This window comes from Enterococcus sp. DIV1298c (assembly GCF_017316315.1).
Classification (GTDB): domain Bacteria; phylum Bacillota; class Bacilli; order Lactobacillales; family Enterococcaceae; genus Enterococcus_B; species Enterococcus_B mangumiae.
Genome location: NZ_JAFLWG010000027.1, coordinates 20,025 through 36,729 on the forward strand (window position 1 = coordinate 20,025; position 16,705 = coordinate 36,729).

Genomic DNA, 16,705 nt, shown 5'->3' on the forward strand with positions numbered 1-16,705 from the left:
TTGATTTACTCTCCTTTACGTGTATCGGTTTCAGGAATCATATATTCCGCTGGGTAACGTAGTTCTTTGAAATAATAGATCCGATCTTGCTGATCAAATTTCCGCACGACACGGCATGGATTGCCTACTGCTAAAGAATTGGGTGGGATATCTTTCGTGACGACACTTCCGGCGCCGATAACAGCATGATCACCGATCGTTACACCAGGAAGGACAGATGTATTTGCGCCGATCCAGACATTATCGCCAATCGTCACCGCTGCCCCAAACTCTGCTTTGTACTCTTGCCGTAAAACGGGATCTAAAGCATGTCCTGCGGTGTAGATCCCCACATTTGGCGCGAGTAAGACATCTTTGCCGATCGTGATCGGCGCAACATCTAATAATGTGCAATTATTATTGGCTAAAAAATTTTCTCCGACGGTGATATTGATGCCATAATCGCAATGAAACGGTTGTTCCACAAAGAGTTCATCCCCTGTTTGTTTAAACATTTTTTTGATCAATTGCTGACGTTCCGCTAATTTTCGGGGATGGATATGATTGAACTCATAAAGCAGATCTCTCGTAGTTAAACGAAGCTGCAATAATTCTTCCTCTTGGCGATAGACCTCACCAGCAATCATTTTTTCGACAGTTGATTTCATTCGTCACCTCACGATTGCTAATCGTTCAAATAATCAGTACGTGGGACAACTCCAAACGCATCAGCAAGTAATTTCAAATTGTCATCTTCTAACGTCTGTTTGATCCCACCTTGTGCCATGACGATCGTATAGACTTGGGCAGCTTTTTCGGCTGTTTCAATCAAGCCAAACGTCTCATCCATGTCTTTCCCAGAACCATAGATCCCGTGTTGTGGCCAAACGACTAAACGTGTTTCTTTCATTTTTGCAGCAGTTGCTTCACCGATTTCATTTGAACCCGGAACTAACCATGGAATGACTGAAATACCTTCAGGGAAAACAACTAAGCACTCGGTACACATTTGCCATAAGGTACGAGTGAATTCTCGTTCAGAAAGTGGATGGCTAAAAGTCATTGCTAACAAATGTGTCGCATGGCAGTGCATGACGATGCGGTTATCTGGATCGACACTTAATCGAGCGATATGGCTCATGAAATGACTTGGTAATTCAGAAGTCGGAACAGCATCAGGTGCTAATCCCCATAAGATGTCGATCGCATGTCCGTCACCCGTCACACGAATCAAGCCAAGATTTTCTTCGGGCGCTTCTTGCACATTTTTAAAGTACTTTCCAGATCCAGTCACTAAAAAATACTTTCCGGCTAATTGTCGGGCATCAAAAGCCAATGGCAGTGTCCGTAAGATTTTTGCAGGATCGATAAAAGGTAATACTTGCGCTTCTTCTAGTAAATAGGTGATATTGCCACCATTACGTTCATCCCAGCCTAGCCGGTACATATTAGTTGTCGCTTGAATCATTTCTTTTACAAAAGGAGCATGGAGCATCGCTAATTTTTTCACGAGTGAGACCTCTTTTCTTTTATTCTTATGATAGAAGGAGCGTAGCGTATTTTTATCTTGTAAATAAACAGAAGAACCTTGGGAATCCATTGAACAGATTCGCAAAGGCTTCTGTTAGGAAGATGGAGGTGAGTGTTGTGCAAGGAGCTGACCTTCAACATTAAGCTAAAAAATCGTAAAATATGAGGAGCTATTTTTAAATTTTCTATCTTACTGTTCAGGTCAGACCGCTCCTCTTACAACCTCTTACTCAATACCTCTTTCTCATATTGTAAGACTTCTTGGTACCAGTCCATACCTACTGGGACGTTGTTGATTTCACAGAAGTAATTCCAAACGTCTGCGTACGGGAAGTCTTTTAATTCTTCGGTGAAGGCTAAACGTTTGGTGAAGTCGAAGTTGCGTTCGGCTTCTTTTAATTCTGCGATTGGTTCAAGCATCGCTTTCAGTAATGATTTTTGTGTATTTCTCGTACCGATTGCCCAAGCGGCGATCCGGTTGATGGTAGCGTCGAAGAAATCAAGACCGATGGCTGTTTTTCCGAGTAAGTCGTTGCGAACTAACTCTTTGCCGATTTCTTGTAATTCGTCATCCATGATCACGACATGATCTGAATCCCAGCGTACAGGACGAGAGACGTGAAGCATGATTCCTTTAGAAAATAGGGCTAAAGAAGTCAGTTTGTTTGAGATGACTTCGGTTGGGTGGAAGTGGCCTGCATCTAGACAAATCAGTTTGTTACGTGTCAATCCATAGCCCATATAAAATTCATGTGAACCAACGGTGTAAGCTTCTGCACCAAGCCCAAATAGCTTAGATTCGACAGCATCTTGTGTATATTCTTCATTGATTTCTTCTGAGAAGATCTCATCTAAAGATTCCATCAGGCGTTGGCGTGGAGACAGACGATCGATTGGATTGTCTTTCATTCCGTCAGGCATCCAGAAATTATCGATACATGTTTGACCGATTTCTTTCCCCATATACTCGGCGATTTTACGAGCGCGTTTCCCATGCTCGATCCAATAATCTCGAACTTCTTTGTCTGGATGAGCAAGTGTCAATCCGTCTTTCATCATTTGATGAGAGAAGAAGGTTGGATTGAAATCAAGACCTACACCTTGTTCTTTTGCCCATGCGACCCATTTCTCGAAATGTTTTGGCTCAATTTCATTCAAGTCGACTGGTTCATCTGTATCTAAGTACATGGCATGTAAATTCAATTTGTGCTTGCCGGGGATCAATGAAAATGCTTTTTCTAAATCTTGACGTAATTGTTCAGGCGTATGTGCGGCACCTGGGTAATTACCAGTCGCCATGATACCACCCGTCAACTCTCCATCTGGTGTTAAAAATCCTTTGACATCATCGCCTTGCCAGCAGTGCATCGAAATCTTTACTTCTGCGAGTTTTTTTAGGACGGCTTCTGTATCGACACCGATACTCGCATATTTTGCTTTGGCTTCTTCGTAACGCTCTTTGACATTCATCATGATTCAATCTCTCCTTTTATATTAAAAATTCTTTATATCTAGCTAGTGCCTGTGTCATTTCCTCTGTGTGTCGAGGGTGGAACGTGGTTAATGAAACGGAATCTCTGATTGCTTCACGTGCAAGTTGCAACGTGCCATAGCCCTTAGTAGCAATCATTTGGACCATGAGATTGCCAATAGCAGTCGCTTCATCTGGTCCTGCTTCGACTTCGATATTGCAAATATCGGCTGTCAGCTGATTGAGGAAGGTGTTGTTTGAACCCCCACCGACAATGTGTAATTTATGAAATTCTTTTCCGGTGATTCGTGCTAAGTTCTCTAGTTCGACGGCGTAGCACAAAGCCAAGTTGTCATAGATACAACGAGCCAGCTGACCAGGGGTATGAGGTATTGTTTGGTTTGTTTCTTTACAATAATCTTGTAATTCTTGAATCATATTTTTAGGGTTCAAGAATCGTGGGTCGTTGACATTGATCAACTGTTGGAAAGGCGCTTCTTGTGCGGCCATTTCTGCTAATTCAGCAAAGCTGTAGGCGCCATCTTGCAGGCGGGCTACTTCTTGGATCAACCACATCCCCATGATATTTTTTAGGAAGCGAATGGTTCCTTGGACGCCCCATTCATTTGTAAAATTAGCATCAAAAGCTTCTTTCGTGGAAATCCCTTCAGGAATCTCCACGCCCATCAATGACCAAGTGCCAGAACTGATGTATGCCCAATCTTTGCCAGTTGCTGGTGTGCCGACGACTGCTGAAGCCGTGTCGTGAGATGCAATCGTGATAAAAGTGGCTTTTGGCAGATCATATTTAGGAAATTGTTCGGTTTGCAATTCGCCTAGAATCTGTCCTGGTTCTGTGATCCGCGGGAAAAGCGTATCATCGATACCTAAAACGGCTAAAATATCGGGGTCCCATTTCCGCGTTTTTAAGTTCAGGAGCTGCATGGTCGAAGCATTTGTTTTTTCAGTGACCGCTTTTCCTGTGAACAGATAGCCGAGTAAATCGGGCATCAATAATAAGCGATGGGCATTTGCTAACGTTTCTTTTTCTTCAACGAGTAATTGGAAAACTGTATTGAATGGTTGTAGTTGGATGCCTGTTTTTTGATAGAGTTTGTCTAGTGGCATCTTTTGGTCAAAGTGCGCAATTGCTTCTTTCGTGCGGTCGTCCCGATAGCTCGTCGGTGCTTCGAGCAAATTGCCATCAGCATCTAATAAGCCATAGTCAACGCCCCAAGTATCGATCCCTACATAACATTCGGTGATTCCTTGTTGCTTGGCTTTTTCAAATCCTTTTAAGATTTCGGTGACTAAATGTGTCAATGGCCATTTTGCGACACCATCGACTTTTTCAAATCCATTTTTGAAGCGATGGACTTCCTGTAACTCAAAATTGCCTAATTCGTTCAGATTGGCATGGATCAAGCGACCGCTAGAAGCGCCAATATCGATTGCAAGATAATTCATCAACATTCCTCCAGTTTATTTTTGACTAAATCATTGAAAGCTAGGCTTCATTTGGGAGCGGATCCTTTTTAAAAGCAAGGAGAAGAAAAAGAATACCTAACCCGGTCATCAAAATACAGCCATTGATAAAGATATTTTGTAAGGCATCCGAACCGATACCAAATGTTTCCAATAATTGATGACCATACGGCGAAACAAAATTGCCGATATTTGCTAAAACGAGAATAAAAGAAGTGGTACTTGCTTTTGCTGACTGTGGCACTAAACGAGTGGCATCGTTGAAGATGTAAGGAACAAATAAGGCAAATGCGATACCATTGAGTGCTGCCCCTATACCGATCATCCATAAATGATTGGCTGTCAAGATGAGGAACAAGCTTGTTGCCATGATGAAAAAAGAAATGGGTAATGTCCAACGCTTCAATCCTTTGTAAATCAAACCGAATAAGAAGCCAGCGACCATATTTGCGATCTGCATAAAGGAAAGGAGTGTGCCTGCATCTGATTCTGTTCCGAGATTTTCAGTCACGATGAACGTAGAAAGCTTGACGACAACGATCATATAGAAAATGCAGAGAAAGAAAATCAAAATGCCATACATGACGGTAGTAGGTCGAAGTGTACCTTTTGCTGCTGTTTCTTTTTCAGAACTAGTAGTTTCTTTTTTCTTTGACGGTTCGGGTACGAAAGCCATAAATAAGAAGATGATCGGGATGGTGATCAAGTAAACTAAGAATGCTTTTTGCCAGCCAAAAGTAAGAAGACGTCCGGCAGTAAAGGTCATGACCGCAGCTCCGAGACCTTGAAAAGCGGATTGGAAACCAATCAATGTGGCGGCTTCTTCGCCTTCAAAAAACTCACTGATCATACTAACTGCCAACGAATTGAATAGACCAAATCCAGCGCCTAATGCTGCGCGAGAAATCATCAATAAGTAAAAATTGGCTGTGAAGACAGGAAATACGCCAGCAACGCCAGCGAGCAGTAATCCGAGCAAGACTGTTTTCTTTTGTCCAATGCTTTTTGCGATCAAACTACTTAAAGCAATAAAAATCACGACGGTCAGTTGAGGGATCGTCATCAGTAGTTCGACAGAAGAAGCGGATTGGTCGTTGAAGTAGCCCAACATCATCGGTAAAGCGGAAGCAATCGCGGTATTTGACGTTAAGACTAAGGAAATGGACAACAGCGACAGTTTCATCAACCAGGTCTTTCTCATAGCTTGTTCCTCCAGATGAAGATGTATTTGTTGCACTCATCATATCTTGTAACCCTTTTCACAACAATGTCAGTATGTTACTATATTGGTGTCAAATTTACATATAGAGGGGGAGGAATATGAATCCATACGTGCAAAAAATCTTTATGCCGTTTACCGCAGAAGAGTTAGAGCAACAAAAGACAGGACAATGGATCAAGGAATTTGAAGGAGAAAATTTAGACGAACAAGACCAACAATTTAAATTAGACGACCACCATCTTTTCCAAGAAAACAATATTTTGATTCGACAACATCGACGCTTCGCTCATTATCCACTACATTCTCACCATTTTTTAGAATTCAATTATATGTATTCCGGTACTTCCGAACAAATCGTCAACGATTTGCCTATCACGTTGAAAGAAGGACAATTATTACTTTTAGATACGAATAGCCGCCATGAATTATTGCCTTTAGGTGAAAAAGATATCTTGCTGAATTTCTTATTCAAGACGAATGATATCAACATCAATCTTCTTAAAAAAATCGATAATCGGAGCGGGGGCTTGACCTATAATTTTTTAATGAACGCAATCTTAGAACCCGGCTATAACGAAACCCATCTATTGCTACATTTAGCAAAAGAACCTGAGATCCAACTCACACTGGATCAAATGATTTTAGAATATTTTTCCCAAAAGCATTTAGGCAATGAAATCATGAATGCTTTTTCTCAAGTGTTATTTTTACAGCTTTCTAGGGTGTATCATTCGCAATTAGCAAAAATCTATAAAAAAGATGGACAAAGCAATTTGATGATCAAGATCTTGCAACGAATCGAGAGCCAATATCAAACATTGAACCTCAAAGAATTAGCAGAAGAATTAGGCTATAACCCAAATTATTTGTCTAATCTGATCAAGCAACAGACCGGTAAGTCTTTTAAACAACTGATCACAAATCAACGGTTACACGAAGCGCATGATCTGATTCTATCTACACGTTTTTCAATCGAAGAAATTGCGACCAGTGTCGGTTTTTCCAATAAGACTCATTTTTACAAAAAGTATCGAGAATACTTTGGTGACACACCGATTGCCGTTCGGAAACGTCGTTGAATGATATATATACATAAAAAGCCAACTGCGAAACGCTGATAAAGCGTGAATCGTCGTTGGCTTTTTTTATTTGTTAAAAGTGATTTATTTCAACTTAGCTAAAGCAGCGGTTGGTACTTGGCTCTCATCGATCGATGTTGGTCCAGAGGTCACTCGTTTTTGACTCACTTCCGCTTTGACAAAGCTGTTTGGTTCTAATGGCGTTGGATTTTCTGAGGCAACCGTATAAGGTAATTTGATCGTTTTGCCATCTTTAGTGACAAAGGTCAATTCATAGTCGTAGGCTTTCCAATTCCACATCTTCTCTCCGCTATCACTCAACGCATCGGTCAATGGTGGTACTGTTTCTGGGACTTTTGCATAGGCCACTTGGCTGTTGTAGGTTTGATCATAATATTGATAACCTTTGTAACCACCAAATAATAACAATAAGAGAGCAATTGCTCCAATCATTTTTTTCATCTCATACACCCTTTTCTGTTGATTGATCTATCCAGATTATCGCTGATTGCTTCCTCGTTTGAAAAGCGAAAAAAGTGACAGTTTTGAAATATCACTAAAAAGTTCGGTTGTTATTTATTGGGCGTTCATTTGACAATCTGGTAAACGCTTGCTATAGTAAAAAGGAAAAATAAATAAAACCTAGATGAACGAGGTATTTTGATGAGTGTAGCAGGTATTTAATCGAGTAAGTTGAATAGCCAATAAAGCAGTAGGCTTATTTGGTGTGCTTATAGATGATACCTGTCTGAAACAATTTCCTGTAATCAAATCAAGGGGAGGACATGTCTTATTTAAGCTGTGTCCTGCCCTTTTATTCTATTTTTAGGTCTTTATTTATTTTGGAGATAGGTATCTCTTCAAGAAAAGGAGAGAATATGAATCATACAATCGAACAATTACAATTTGAACAAATCAGAAAAGAAGTGATTTCTCGAGCAATCGGCGATCACACAAAAAAACGTCTGGCAGAGATGTCCATACCGACCAATCTGCAGACGGTAGAAACAAGGCAAACAGAAACAAAAGAAGCCCGTACGATCCTAGAGAGCAATCAGCATGTGCCATTTATGGGGCTGACGCGAATTGCTGCATTGACGGATCAAGTAAAAAAAGGGTTCATACTAACACCGGCTGAATTAATTGAATACGCTGATTTTTTGCGAAGCAGTCGAATGATCACACGTTTTTTTGAAAAAAATCAATATCAGACCCCGTTACTCTATGCTTATAGCAAGTATCTACCAGATCTACAATCTGTCGAGGAACTGATTTACGAGCAAATCAAAAACCAGCAAGTCGCAGACGAAGCATCAAAAAATCTGCGTAAAGTACGTAAACAGATCCAAACGATCGAAAAAGAGATCCAAGATCGTTTAACGAAGTTCTTACGTCATCCATCGAATAAAGAGATGATCCAAGAGAGAATGATCGTTCAAAAGGGAGAACATGCGACGATCCCAATCAAAGCGAGTTATAAAAATAAAGTAGCCGGAACGATCATCGAGCAATCGAATAAAGGAACGACGGTGTTTATCGAACCAACCGCAGTTGCCAAAGCAAGCGCGCAACATCAATTACTAAAAGCAGAAGCAATTGCTGAAGAATACCAAATTTTAGCTAGTTTGACTGGTGCTTTAGCTGAAAATGAACAGGCGATCGATCAAATCATTGATACAGTCACTGTGTTAGATATCATTTTCGCACGTGGAAAATATAGTCGAGAAATCAATGGCATCACACCGATCGTCAACAAATCAGAGCGCATCCACCTGAAACAGGCGAGACATCCATTGTTGTCAGAAAAGGCTGTTCCCTTAGATTTTGATTTAGGTGCGGATTATCGCGGATTGGTGATCACTGGCGCTAATGCTGGCGGTAAAACTGTTGTCTTGAAAACCGTCGGATTACTGACGTTGATGGCGATGTTTGGCTTACAAGTACCAGCCAAAAACGGTACTGAGCTTGCTGTGTTCGATGAAGTATTCGTTGATGTAGGCGATCAACAAGATCTAGCGAATGCGTTAAGTACTTTTTCAGGACATATGCAAAATGTCGCGCAGATTTTGAACAAAGTAGGTAGAAATACGTTAGTCCTGCTTGATGAGATCGGCAGTGGAACAGAGCCGACTGAAGGGGCGGCTTTAGCGATTGCGATCATGTCCGCCATGTATGAAAAAGGTGCGCTAATGGTCGCAACGACTCATTATGGTGAAATCAAAGAGTTTGCTGAAAAGCATGAAGACTTTGTCCCCGCAGCGATGGCCTTTGACCGTGAAGCCTTACAACCGAAATACCAATTACAAGTAGGGAAAACAGGAGAGAGCCAAGCGTTGTGGATCGCTAAAAAAATGAAGATGTCTGAGATCTTGATCCAGCAAGCGCAGCAGTATCTTACAACGAAAAATTATTCAATCGAAAAACGATCATTCAAACAGAAAAAGAAAAATCAAGAAGCGCCAAAAGAGGAGAAAGTCTTATTTTCAAAAGGCGATCGAGTATATGCAACACAATTCCAAAAAGAAGCGCTAGTCTTCGAAGATACCGGTGAAGATACGATCGTGATTTTTATCGATAAGCAAAAAGAAACGGTCCTGCGACAACGTGTCGTTTTGAAAATGAGCGCAGAAGAGTTGTATCCTGTGGGGTATGAGATCGATCATTTGTTTACAGAATTCAAAGACAGAAAATGGCAACGAGACATCGATCGCGGCTCAAAAAAAGCGCAGAAAAAGTTATTGAAAGAAGCACGTCAGCGTCAGGCTGAACGAAATGATACGTTGGATAAAAAGTAAATCGTCTATTTAGATCGTTGAATGAACATGATCGGACAGTCACATATAGGGAATTAATTGGTTCATGATAGAAAATAAGGTAAAATAGATGAAATGACATGATGGGAGTTGTTAAGTAATGAATGGAACATCTGATTGGCGAAAAGAGATTCGCACGATTCCGAATATCCTATCGATTATAAGAATTCTTTTATTGCCCTTTTATTTGTATTTTATGAGCAAGCAATCCTTCTATTTGGCTGGATCGATCATCATTTTTTCAGGAGTTACTGACTTTTTAGATGGCTTTATTGCACGAAGATTTGATCAGGTCACTGAACTGGGAAAAGTGCTTGATCCAATCGGTGATAAACTGACACAATTAGTGCTGATCATCTCAATGGCATGGGAACGACCTTATATCTGGCTGGTTCTAGTATTGTTTATTGTGAAAGAAGCGTTTATGTTGATTGCGGGAATCGTCGGGTTGCGCAAACAGATCAAATTGGATGGAGCAAAGTGGTATGGTAAATGGGCAACAGCGGTGATTTACATTGGAATAATCCTGCTGTTACTTTTCCCGAATATTCCTGAAGGATGGGTCATGGTGATATTTGGGCTCATTACGTACTTCTTGGCTCAGTCCTTTGTGTTGTATGCCTTGGAATATCGTAGAATGCTAAAGCGTAAGTGATGTATTGAAGTTACTGATGGCGCATCATTATTTGAGGTCGGAACAAACTCAAAGTAAAAGAATAGACAGAAAATCAATCGAGGTCGAAACTGACTAAGATTGATTTTTTTGTTTGATTCCAGTAGGAAACGGCGAAATTAGTTGAAACTAGGTACTGAGATATCCAAGCATAGATGTAGCTAGGTTTCAAGAGCGAATATTTCAAGGAGTTAGGCAATATGTGGAGTTGAATTTAGACAGATAAGATTATATGATTTTGTTGTAATCTATTTGAGGAATAGGTAGTTTACAAGGTAAGTTCTCAAAACAAACGATCGCACGTACATAGGTTAAGTTTTACGATAAAAGAAAAAATTTAGAAAGGACGGTGACTGATGGAACTAACTGATATTCAATCGAGTGAGGAATACTTAAAACATTATCGGGAATTTACGGAAAAAAGTTTTTCGACTGATTATCCACTGCTAAATTCTTTTTATAAGGAACTACATACTCGTTTTTTAACTGTCGCGTCAAAAAAAGGCAGTCCCATATTTGACCAATTACGCGAATTGTTAGTGATCGATGCCCAGTTACAGATACTTTATGAAATGGCAGAATATATAGAAATGCTGAAATTTGAAATGAATGAAGAAAAAATCATCGAAATGATCAAGAACGACAGCCAATCTTATTATAGAGAGCGAGTAGGCCTAACGAAAAAAGATCCGATTCCACGTGGTTTGATTTATCTGAGTGAAAAATAAAAATCAATTTTACTTATATGATTCGAGGTATTCAGGTCTACGTAGATCCGACATAGCTACAATGCATAGCATCAGCGATTGTTTTCGACCTAATCTTGTGATGATCACCAGATATTCTGAGATAGATTCAACGACAAATAGGAGGTTATGACAGAAGTTCTTAGCCCCGAAAGAAGCATGAAACCCGAAAATTGTTCTTCAAATTTTGGAGTTTCATGCTTCTTTTTGAAGGAACTGCTTCTGTCTTTCTCCCTTTTTATCATATGAATCGCTTGTTTTTTAGCAGTAATGAAAGCGATGATCACTACCGCCAAATAATCGTTGGCTCTTCTGGTTGCACGAGTCTCTCACTTTCTGATAAGAGGAAATCTACCGCAGAGGCGCCGATTTTTTGAGGAGCGAAGTCAATGGTTGAAAACGCTAAGATCTCACTATAAGGTAGATTTCCTTCGCCAATGATCGTGAAATCTTTTTTATGGATGAAGCCGGCTTGTTTCATGCCAAAAATAACTCCGGCCGCCGTATCATCGCCATTGACATAGATCACCTCGGGAATAGAGGATCTAGCAGAAATTTCTGCTGCTAATGCTCGCCCGTCTTCATAGTTTTCGATTGTAGTGAAGTAATGTTCGCCTTCGATTGCTTTGCCAAAATAAGCTTCATAAGCAGCCAATTTATTTTTGGTTGTCTGGCTTTGGTCAGCGCTGCGTTTCGTGGTAAACATGACCTTAGAGATTCCACGAGTATGCAAAGTGGAAAATAATTGATCATAGGCTTTTTTTCGGTCTGGATAAATCATCGTTAGTTCTTCATTGTCCATTTTTTCAGTAGAGACGATTTTCCCTTTGAAGCGAAGCGGTTCGAGTAAATGATCATTTTTTGTTCGTGAGGTCAGTATGAGTCCGTCGATCATTTTTTGCTCTAGGAGTGTGTAATAATTGCTTTCTGTTTCTTCTTCGTAATAAGTAGGGAGTAATAATACTTGATACCCTTTACTTTTTGCCTGATACAAAATACTGTCCACTAGTTGACTATAGCAAGAACTATTGTAAGGTAAGGTGACTCCTAAAGTAAACGTTTCTCCTTTACTTAGCTTGACAGCATTGCCGTTCACTACATATTTTGTGTCTTCAATGACAGTTTGGACTTTTTTTCTCAACTCACTGGATACGTAGCGGTCATTGTTGAGTACTCTTGAAACAGTTGATTTGGATACGCCAGATATTTTTGCGATTTCTCGAATAGTAACGATGGGGATTTCCCTCCTTTTTTCTCTTGACTTGGGACGCGTCCCAGTAGGTATACTTGGTTTGAAAGGTGGTAATAAAATGTCAATCAAAATGATAGCAGTAGATATGGATGGAACATTTTTGAATGATCAAAAAAAATACAATGAACCTCGATTCAATCGACTTTTTCAACAATTACAAGAGAAAGGCATACGATTTGTTGTAGCAAGTGGCAATCAGTACTTTCAGTTGCGTTCTTTCTTCCCTGAGCTTTATAAAAGTATAGCATTCGTAGCCGAAAATGGGGCAAATATTTTAATTGGTGAAGACCATGTGTACAACGCAGAACTAAGTCACGAAAAGATCGTGCAGACGTTAGACGTGTTGGAGGAATTAGCGCCAATGAACTTGATTTTATGTGGAAAACAGAGTGCATATATCTCAAATACGGTGTCTGAAGAATTATTTGAACGTGCAAGTTTTTACTACCCGCAGCTAGAAAAAGTAGCGGATCTATATGCGTTGACTCAAGAGAAAGATACGATTTTCAAGTTTGCTTTATCATTTGATGAGCAGGAAGCCGCAGAAAAACTATCAGCCTTGAAACAGTCTTTAGGTGAGGGCTTGATTCCAGTTTCTAGTGGTCATGGAGATATCGATTTGATTATTCCTGGTGTCCATAAATTAAATGGGTTGCAGTTGTTAGGGGAAAAATGGGGGATCCTTGATGATGAGATCGCGACGTTTGGTGATAGTGGGAATGACATTGAAATGATCCAACAAATCAAACACAGCTTTGCCATGGAAAATGGACAACCAAAGATCAAAGAAGCAGCTTCAACGATTATTGGTTCAAATAATACAGAAGCTGTTCTTGATACGATCCAAGCAATCATAGAGGAAAGCTAAAAAATATTCTGTTAGTCTACTGGACTACAAGAAATAAGCACCACAAACCGAAATAGGTTTCTATTTTGGTTTGTGGTGCTTGTTTCTTGGAAGTACGTGGTTATTTTTTGATAATCATATTGATGGCTTGTTCCATTTTTTTTGCTTGTTCGTCGGCGCTTTTTTCTGGATGTTCCAAACAATTTTTTAAATTTTCAGCAACGATCATTCCCATCACACGATCGATACTAGAGCGAACAGCGCTTAATTGAGTAATGATATCGATACATTCTTTTTCGTCGTCAATCATTTTTTGTATTCCACGAATTTGTCCTTCCGTACGTTTTAAACGATTTAGGATTGTCTTATTATCAATAGTCATCATGGGCCTCCAACTTAGTTTTTTTAAATAATACCCTATATAGGTATCATTTGCAAATATAGACTGTTTTTTATTTTTGGATAAAAATTAAATAGTTGACAATCCAGGTTTTTTCGTGTTGAATATACCCCGTAAGGTATTTATGAGGTGGGAAAAGGAGAATATTTAATATGGCATTATTTCAATTTGGTCAATCAGTGACAACGAAGGATTTACAAGAAAAATTAAGCGGGGACATTCAACTGGTGGATGTGCGATCGCCAGAAGAATACCGGGGAGGGCATATCAAACAAGCGAAAAATGTTCCTTTATATCGAATTACTAACTATAAAGGTAATAAACAAGACCCGGTGTATGTGATTTGTCAGTCCGGAATCCGTAGTAAACAAGCGGCAAAAGAATTGAAAGAACTTGGGTATCAGGCAATCAATGTCCGTGGTGGAATGAATCAATGGCTTGGACAAAGAGTTGGAGGGAAATAAGATGAAATATGTGATCGTTGGCGGTGTCGCCGGTGGGATGTCTGCGGCTACTCGGTTAAGACGTTTGCAAGAAGATGCAGAAATCATTGTTTTTGAAAAAGGTTCGTATGTTTCTTTTGCTAACTGTGGTCTTCCGTATTATCTTTCTGGGGAAATCAGCGAAAGAGAAAACTTATTGATTCAAACCCCCGAAAGTTTAGCTGCACGCTTTCGCTTAGATGTACGCGTGGAACATGAAGTGACAGCGATTTTTCCAGAAACAAAAGAAATAGAAGTTTCTCATGGAGGAAAATCTCATAGAGAATCGTATGACGCTCTTTTGCTTTCTCCAGGAGCTAAACCTTTTATTCCAGAAATCACAGGTTTATCTGAAGCAAGAAATGTCTTTACTGTGAGAAATGTTCCAGATGTTGATGTCATCATGCAAAAATTAAAGGAACACCCCCGTAAAGCAGTAGTTGTCGGTGCAGGTTTTATTGGGATCGAAGTAGCAGAAAACTTAAAAAAACGTGGCCTTGAAGTAACGATCGTGGAACGTACACCACAAGTCGTACCGACGCTGGATGAAGAGATGGCTTGTTTTATCCAAAAAGAACTAGAACGTAATGATGTTCAGGTTTTGACTGATTGTTCCGTTACTCGTTTTGAAGAACAAGGAAATGTGCTTCGTTTAGCAAACGGTAAAAGTTTAGCATCCGATTTGACGATTCTTTCAGTCGGTGTTCAACCGGATAGTCGTTTGGCTGAAATGGCTGGCTTGAAACTAGGATTACGTGGGGGCATCGTCGTAAATGAGCATTATCAAACGAGTGACCCTGACATCTATGCAGTAGGCGATGCGATTCTCGTAAAACATCAAATCACGAACGAACCTGCATTGATCTCATTAGCTTCGCCTGCAAATCGTCAAGGAAGACAAGTCGCTGATAATATGGCTGGGCATCCAAGGATCAATCAAGGAAGCCTTGGGACTGCGATTGTTCGAGCATTTGATCAAACCGCTTCATCAACCGGAATCAATGAGCGCCAAGCAAGAGCAGCAGGTTTATCGTTTCAAGTAGTTCATGCTTCAGGGAAAGACCATGCTGGTTATTATCCTGATGCGACGGACTTGTTGTTAAAATTGGTCTTCAATCCACAAACTGGGGAGATTTATGGTGCCCAAGGAATCGGTCAAAAAGGTGTAGATAAACGAATCGATATTCTTGCTACAGCTATTAAAGGGCATTTGACGGTCTTCGATCTTCCGGAATTAGAATTATCTTATGCGCCACCTTTTGGTTCAGCGAAAGATCCAGTGAATATGTTAGGGTATATCGCGATGAACGTCATCGAAGGATTGAGTGAGATGGTGCAGTGGCATGAGTTACCAACTGAACTAGCGCAAGGTAAACAATTACTTGATGTTCGAAATAAAGAAGAGTGGCAAAAAGGGTATTTCCCAGAGGCAGTTCATATTCCTTTATCAGAACTACGTCATCGTTTAGGCGAGTTGGACAAAGCGCAAGAATATATTGTTAGCTGCCATAGTGGGTTGCGTAGCTATTTAGCAGAAAGAATCTTGAAACAAAATGGTTTCACTGTAAAAAATCTAGATGGTGCCTTTTATCTATACCAAGCAATCCGGCCAGAAGAATTAAGTTATCCTCAAGCATAGCATTTTTTTGGTAGCCTATCTGTCCTATTCACATTTATTAGACAAATCAAGTCAATTGTTTATAGGCCGTTCCTTTGTTTTTTTCTATAATAAACAATTAGTGAAAGCGAAAGGAGAAGGCAGGTATGCACAAAACAAAAGTATTTTTAACTGTGTTAGTTGCCAGTAGTTTTTGCCTCTGTCAGGAGGTACGTGCAGAAGAAAGTCCTCAAGTGGCAGAAACGAGTGAGTCACAGGATGTCGCTAATCAGTCCCTAAGCTCGACAGAAGCACCTCTTGCGGAAACTGAGCCGGAAGCTTCATCCGAGGAAAGAAGTCGTTTGGCGGATTTGGAACAACATCGTAAAGAAGTCGAAGAGACATTGGATCAAGCAAAGAAACAGTTGCTCGAAAGACAAGAGGAAATCGATCAAGCAATACAGGATCTAGCGACACAAGCAGAGAATGATCGTGATCAATTGAAAGAAAAATTAGCTGAAAGTCGCGCAAAAGCGGAAGCGGCGAAACAGAAAATCGAGACAGCTACCCAAAAAGCAAACGAAGTGCAGACGGAGTTGCAAGATTTAGCAACCGCTACTGTTACTTCATTGGATCAAACGCAGGCGGATATTCGAGCTGCAAGTGCGGAAATCCATGAAAAAGCAACAGAAGCTCAAGAGGCAATGGCTGATTTTGAAACGAGAAAAGCAGATATATCTGCCAGTATCCAACGAATCAAGTCGACCTTGCGTTCTGCTGGGGAACGGTCGGTTCAGGCGGGAACTGTTGCTGAAACGCAAACCAAAGAAGTGGAACAACACTCTGCAAAGACATTACCTAAAACGAATGATCGACAGATAGGTTATTTGCCTCTAGTAGGAAGTATGTTGCTTCTTGTTGCTTTTGTCGGCGCAGTTTATAAAAAAGAGTTTGAGTAAATGTAGTGACCCTAAAAGTTAGACTAAAAATCTAATTTTTAGGGTGATTCCATAAATCTCGAACTTTTTTTTTATATTTAATTATTTGATAGAGTTTATATTTAATTATTGGTCTATATCATAAATGTAGGTTTGGAAATAAGTTTACATATGTTTGTTTGTTGTTTACG

16 protein-coding genes are annotated in these 16,705 nt (G+C 40.1%); 8 read left to right on the forward strand and 8 right to left on the reverse strand.

The window, feature by feature from the left end; translation table 11 throughout:
• Window positions 1-5: 5 nt before the first annotated feature.
• The 5 genes from JZO83_RS07445 to JZO83_RS07465 form a co-directional block, all read right to left on the reverse strand.
• Window positions 6-647 carry a sugar O-acetyltransferase gene (locus tag JZO83_RS07445; RefSeq protein WP_207115389.1) on the reverse strand — a complete coding sequence of 214 codons (642 nt, stop codon included), beginning with the start codon at window positions 645-647 and terminating at the stop codon, window positions 6-8.
• A 17-nt stretch (window positions 648-664) separates the two neighbouring features.
• Window positions 665-1,489: a rhamnulose-1-phosphate aldolase gene (gene rhaD, locus JZO83_RS07450; RefSeq protein WP_207115390.1), complete on the reverse strand. Its 825-nt coding sequence runs from the start codon at window positions 1,487-1,489 to the stop codon at window positions 665-667.
• A gap of 236 nt (window positions 1,490-1,725) precedes the next feature.
• On the reverse strand, window positions 1,726-2,982 hold the full coding sequence (gene rhaA, locus JZO83_RS07455; protein WP_207115391.1) for an L-rhamnose isomerase: 1,257 nt from the start codon (window positions 2,980-2,982) through the stop codon (window positions 1,726-1,728).
• 16 nt (window positions 2,983-2,998) lie between these two features.
• Window positions 2,999-4,453 (reverse strand): rhamnulokinase, encoded by a 1,455-nt coding sequence (rhaB, locus tag JZO83_RS07460; RefSeq protein ID WP_207115392.1) that lies wholly within the window; start codon window positions 4,451-4,453, stop codon window positions 2,999-3,001.
• Window positions 4,454-4,487: 34 nt separating this feature from the next.
• The gene (locus JZO83_RS07465) at window positions 4,488-5,666 is read right to left on the reverse strand and encodes an MFS transporter (protein ID WP_207115393.1); all 1,179 of its coding nucleotides are present in this window, start codon (window positions 5,664-5,666) and stop codon (window positions 4,488-4,490) included.
• 119 nt (window positions 5,667-5,785) lie between these two features.
• Between JZO83_RS07465 and JZO83_RS07470 the strand changes: the two genes are divergently transcribed.
• Window positions 5,786-6,766 carry a helix-turn-helix transcriptional regulator gene (locus JZO83_RS07470; protein ID WP_206855708.1) on the forward strand — a complete coding sequence of 327 codons (981 nt, stop codon included), beginning with the start codon at window positions 5,786-5,788 and terminating at the stop codon, window positions 6,764-6,766.
• An 84-nt stretch (window positions 6,767-6,850) separates the two neighbouring features.
• On the opposite strand, the gene JZO83_RS07475 is transcribed toward JZO83_RS07470, so the two are convergent.
• Window positions 6,851-7,228, reverse strand: coding sequence for a DUF1093 domain-containing protein (locus tag JZO83_RS07475; protein ID WP_206855711.1), 378 nt, complete (start codon window positions 7,226-7,228; stop codon window positions 6,851-6,853).
• A gap of 416 nt (window positions 7,229-7,644) precedes the next feature.
• Here JZO83_RS07475 and JZO83_RS07480 point away from each other — a divergent pair, with 416 nt between their 5' ends.
• From JZO83_RS07480 to JZO83_RS07490, 3 genes are all read left to right on the forward strand, one after another.
• A complete protein-coding gene (locus tag JZO83_RS07480; protein WP_207115394.1) occupies window positions 7,645-9,561 on the forward strand; it encodes an endonuclease MutS2 in 1,917 nt (638 codons plus the stop codon).
• Window positions 9,562-9,679: 118 nt separating this feature from the next.
• Window positions 9,680-10,234 (forward strand): CDP-alcohol phosphatidyltransferase family protein, encoded by a 555-nt coding sequence (locus tag JZO83_RS07485; RefSeq protein ID WP_207115395.1) that lies wholly within the window; start codon window positions 9,680-9,682, stop codon window positions 10,232-10,234.
• A gap of 374 nt (window positions 10,235-10,608) precedes the next feature.
• A complete protein-coding gene (locus JZO83_RS07490; protein ID WP_206855731.1) occupies window positions 10,609-10,980 on the forward strand; it encodes a hypothetical protein in 372 nt (123 codons plus the stop codon).
• Window positions 10,981-11,284: 304 nt separating this feature from the next.
• On the opposite strand, the gene JZO83_RS07495 is transcribed toward JZO83_RS07490, so the two are convergent.
• Window positions 11,285-12,232 carry a LacI family DNA-binding transcriptional regulator gene (locus JZO83_RS07495; RefSeq protein ID WP_207115409.1) on the reverse strand — a complete coding sequence of 316 codons (948 nt, stop codon included), beginning with the start codon at window positions 12,230-12,232 and terminating at the stop codon, window positions 11,285-11,287.
• A gap of 76 nt (window positions 12,233-12,308) precedes the next feature.
• On the opposite strand from JZO83_RS07495, the gene JZO83_RS07500 reads away from it, so the two are divergent.
• On the forward strand, window positions 12,309-13,118 hold the full coding sequence (locus JZO83_RS07500; RefSeq protein WP_206855734.1) for a Cof-type HAD-IIB family hydrolase: 810 nt from the start codon (window positions 12,309-12,311) through the stop codon (window positions 13,116-13,118).
• 100 nt (window positions 13,119-13,218) lie between these two features.
• Here JZO83_RS07500 and JZO83_RS07505 read toward each other — a convergent pair whose 3' ends face one another.
• On the reverse strand, window positions 13,219-13,479 hold the full coding sequence (locus tag JZO83_RS07505) for a metal-sensitive transcriptional regulator (RefSeq protein WP_207115396.1): 261 nt from the start codon (window positions 13,477-13,479) through the stop codon (window positions 13,219-13,221).
• 170 nt (window positions 13,480-13,649) lie between these two features.
• Here JZO83_RS07505 and JZO83_RS07510 point away from each other — a divergent pair, with 170 nt between their 5' ends.
• The 3 genes from JZO83_RS07510 to JZO83_RS07520 all read left to right on the forward strand — a co-directional run bounded on the left by JZO83_RS07510 (window position 13,650) and on the right by JZO83_RS07520 (window position 16,535).
• Window positions 13,650-13,961, forward strand: a complete 312-nt coding sequence (locus JZO83_RS07510; RefSeq protein ID WP_207115397.1) for a rhodanese-like domain-containing protein — start codon at window positions 13,650-13,652, stop codon at window positions 13,959-13,961.
• A 1-nt stretch (window position 13,962) separates the two neighbouring features.
• Window positions 13,963-15,618 carry an FAD-dependent oxidoreductase gene (locus JZO83_RS07515; RefSeq protein ID WP_207115398.1) on the forward strand — a complete coding sequence of 552 codons (1,656 nt, stop codon included), beginning with the start codon at window positions 13,963-13,965 and terminating at the stop codon, window positions 15,616-15,618.
• A gap of 125 nt (window positions 15,619-15,743) precedes the next feature.
• Window positions 15,744-16,535 carry an LPXTG cell wall anchor domain-containing protein gene (locus JZO83_RS07520; RefSeq protein ID WP_207115399.1) on the forward strand — a complete coding sequence of 264 codons (792 nt, stop codon included), beginning with the start codon at window positions 15,744-15,746 and terminating at the stop codon, window positions 16,533-16,535.
• Window positions 16,536-16,705 lie beyond the last annotated feature (170 nt).

Coding starts and splice junctions, on each gene's coding strand:
- JZO83_RS07485 (WP_207115395.1), top strand. CDS start 9,680: ATGAATGGAACATCTGATTGGCGAAAAGAGATTCGCACGATTCCGAAT.
- JZO83_RS07515 (WP_207115398.1), top strand. CDS start 13,963: ATGAAATATGTGATCGTTGGCGGTGTCGCCGGTGGGATGTCTGCGGCT.
- rhaA (WP_207115391.1), bottom strand. CDS start 2,982: ATGATGAATGTCAAAGAGCGTTACGAAGAAGCCAAAGCAAAATATGCG.
- JZO83_RS07480 (WP_207115394.1), top strand. CDS start 7,645: ATGAATCATACAATCGAACAATTACAATTTGAACAAATCAGAAAAGAA.
- JZO83_RS07490 (WP_206855731.1), top strand. CDS start 10,609: ATGGAACTAACTGATATTCAATCGAGTGAGGAATACTTAAAACATTAT.
- JZO83_RS07445 (WP_207115389.1), bottom strand. CDS start 647: ATGAAATCAACTGTCGAAAAAATGATTGCTGGTGAGGTCTATCGCCAA.
- rhaB (WP_207115392.1), bottom strand. CDS start 4,453: ATGTTGATGAATTATCTTGCAATCGATATTGGCGCTTCTAGCGGTCGC.
- JZO83_RS07465 (WP_207115393.1), bottom strand. CDS start 5,666: ATGAGAAAGACCTGGTTGATGAAACTGTCGCTGTTGTCCATTTCCTTA.
- JZO83_RS07470 (WP_206855708.1), top strand. CDS start 5,786: ATGAATCCATACGTGCAAAAAATCTTTATGCCGTTTACCGCAGAAGAG.
- JZO83_RS07475 (WP_206855711.1), bottom strand. CDS start 7,228: ATGAAAAAAATGATTGGAGCAATTGCTCTCTTATTGTTATTATTTGGT.
- JZO83_RS07520 (WP_207115399.1), top strand. CDS start 15,744: ATGCACAAAACAAAAGTATTTTTAACTGTGTTAGTTGCCAGTAGTTTT.
- JZO83_RS07510 (WP_207115397.1), top strand. CDS start 13,650: ATGGCATTATTTCAATTTGGTCAATCAGTGACAACGAAGGATTTACAA.
- JZO83_RS07500 (WP_206855734.1), top strand. CDS start 12,309: ATGTCAATCAAAATGATAGCAGTAGATATGGATGGAACATTTTTGAAT.
- JZO83_RS07505 (WP_207115396.1), bottom strand. CDS start 13,479: ATGACTATTGATAATAAGACAATCCTAAATCGTTTAAAACGTACGGAA.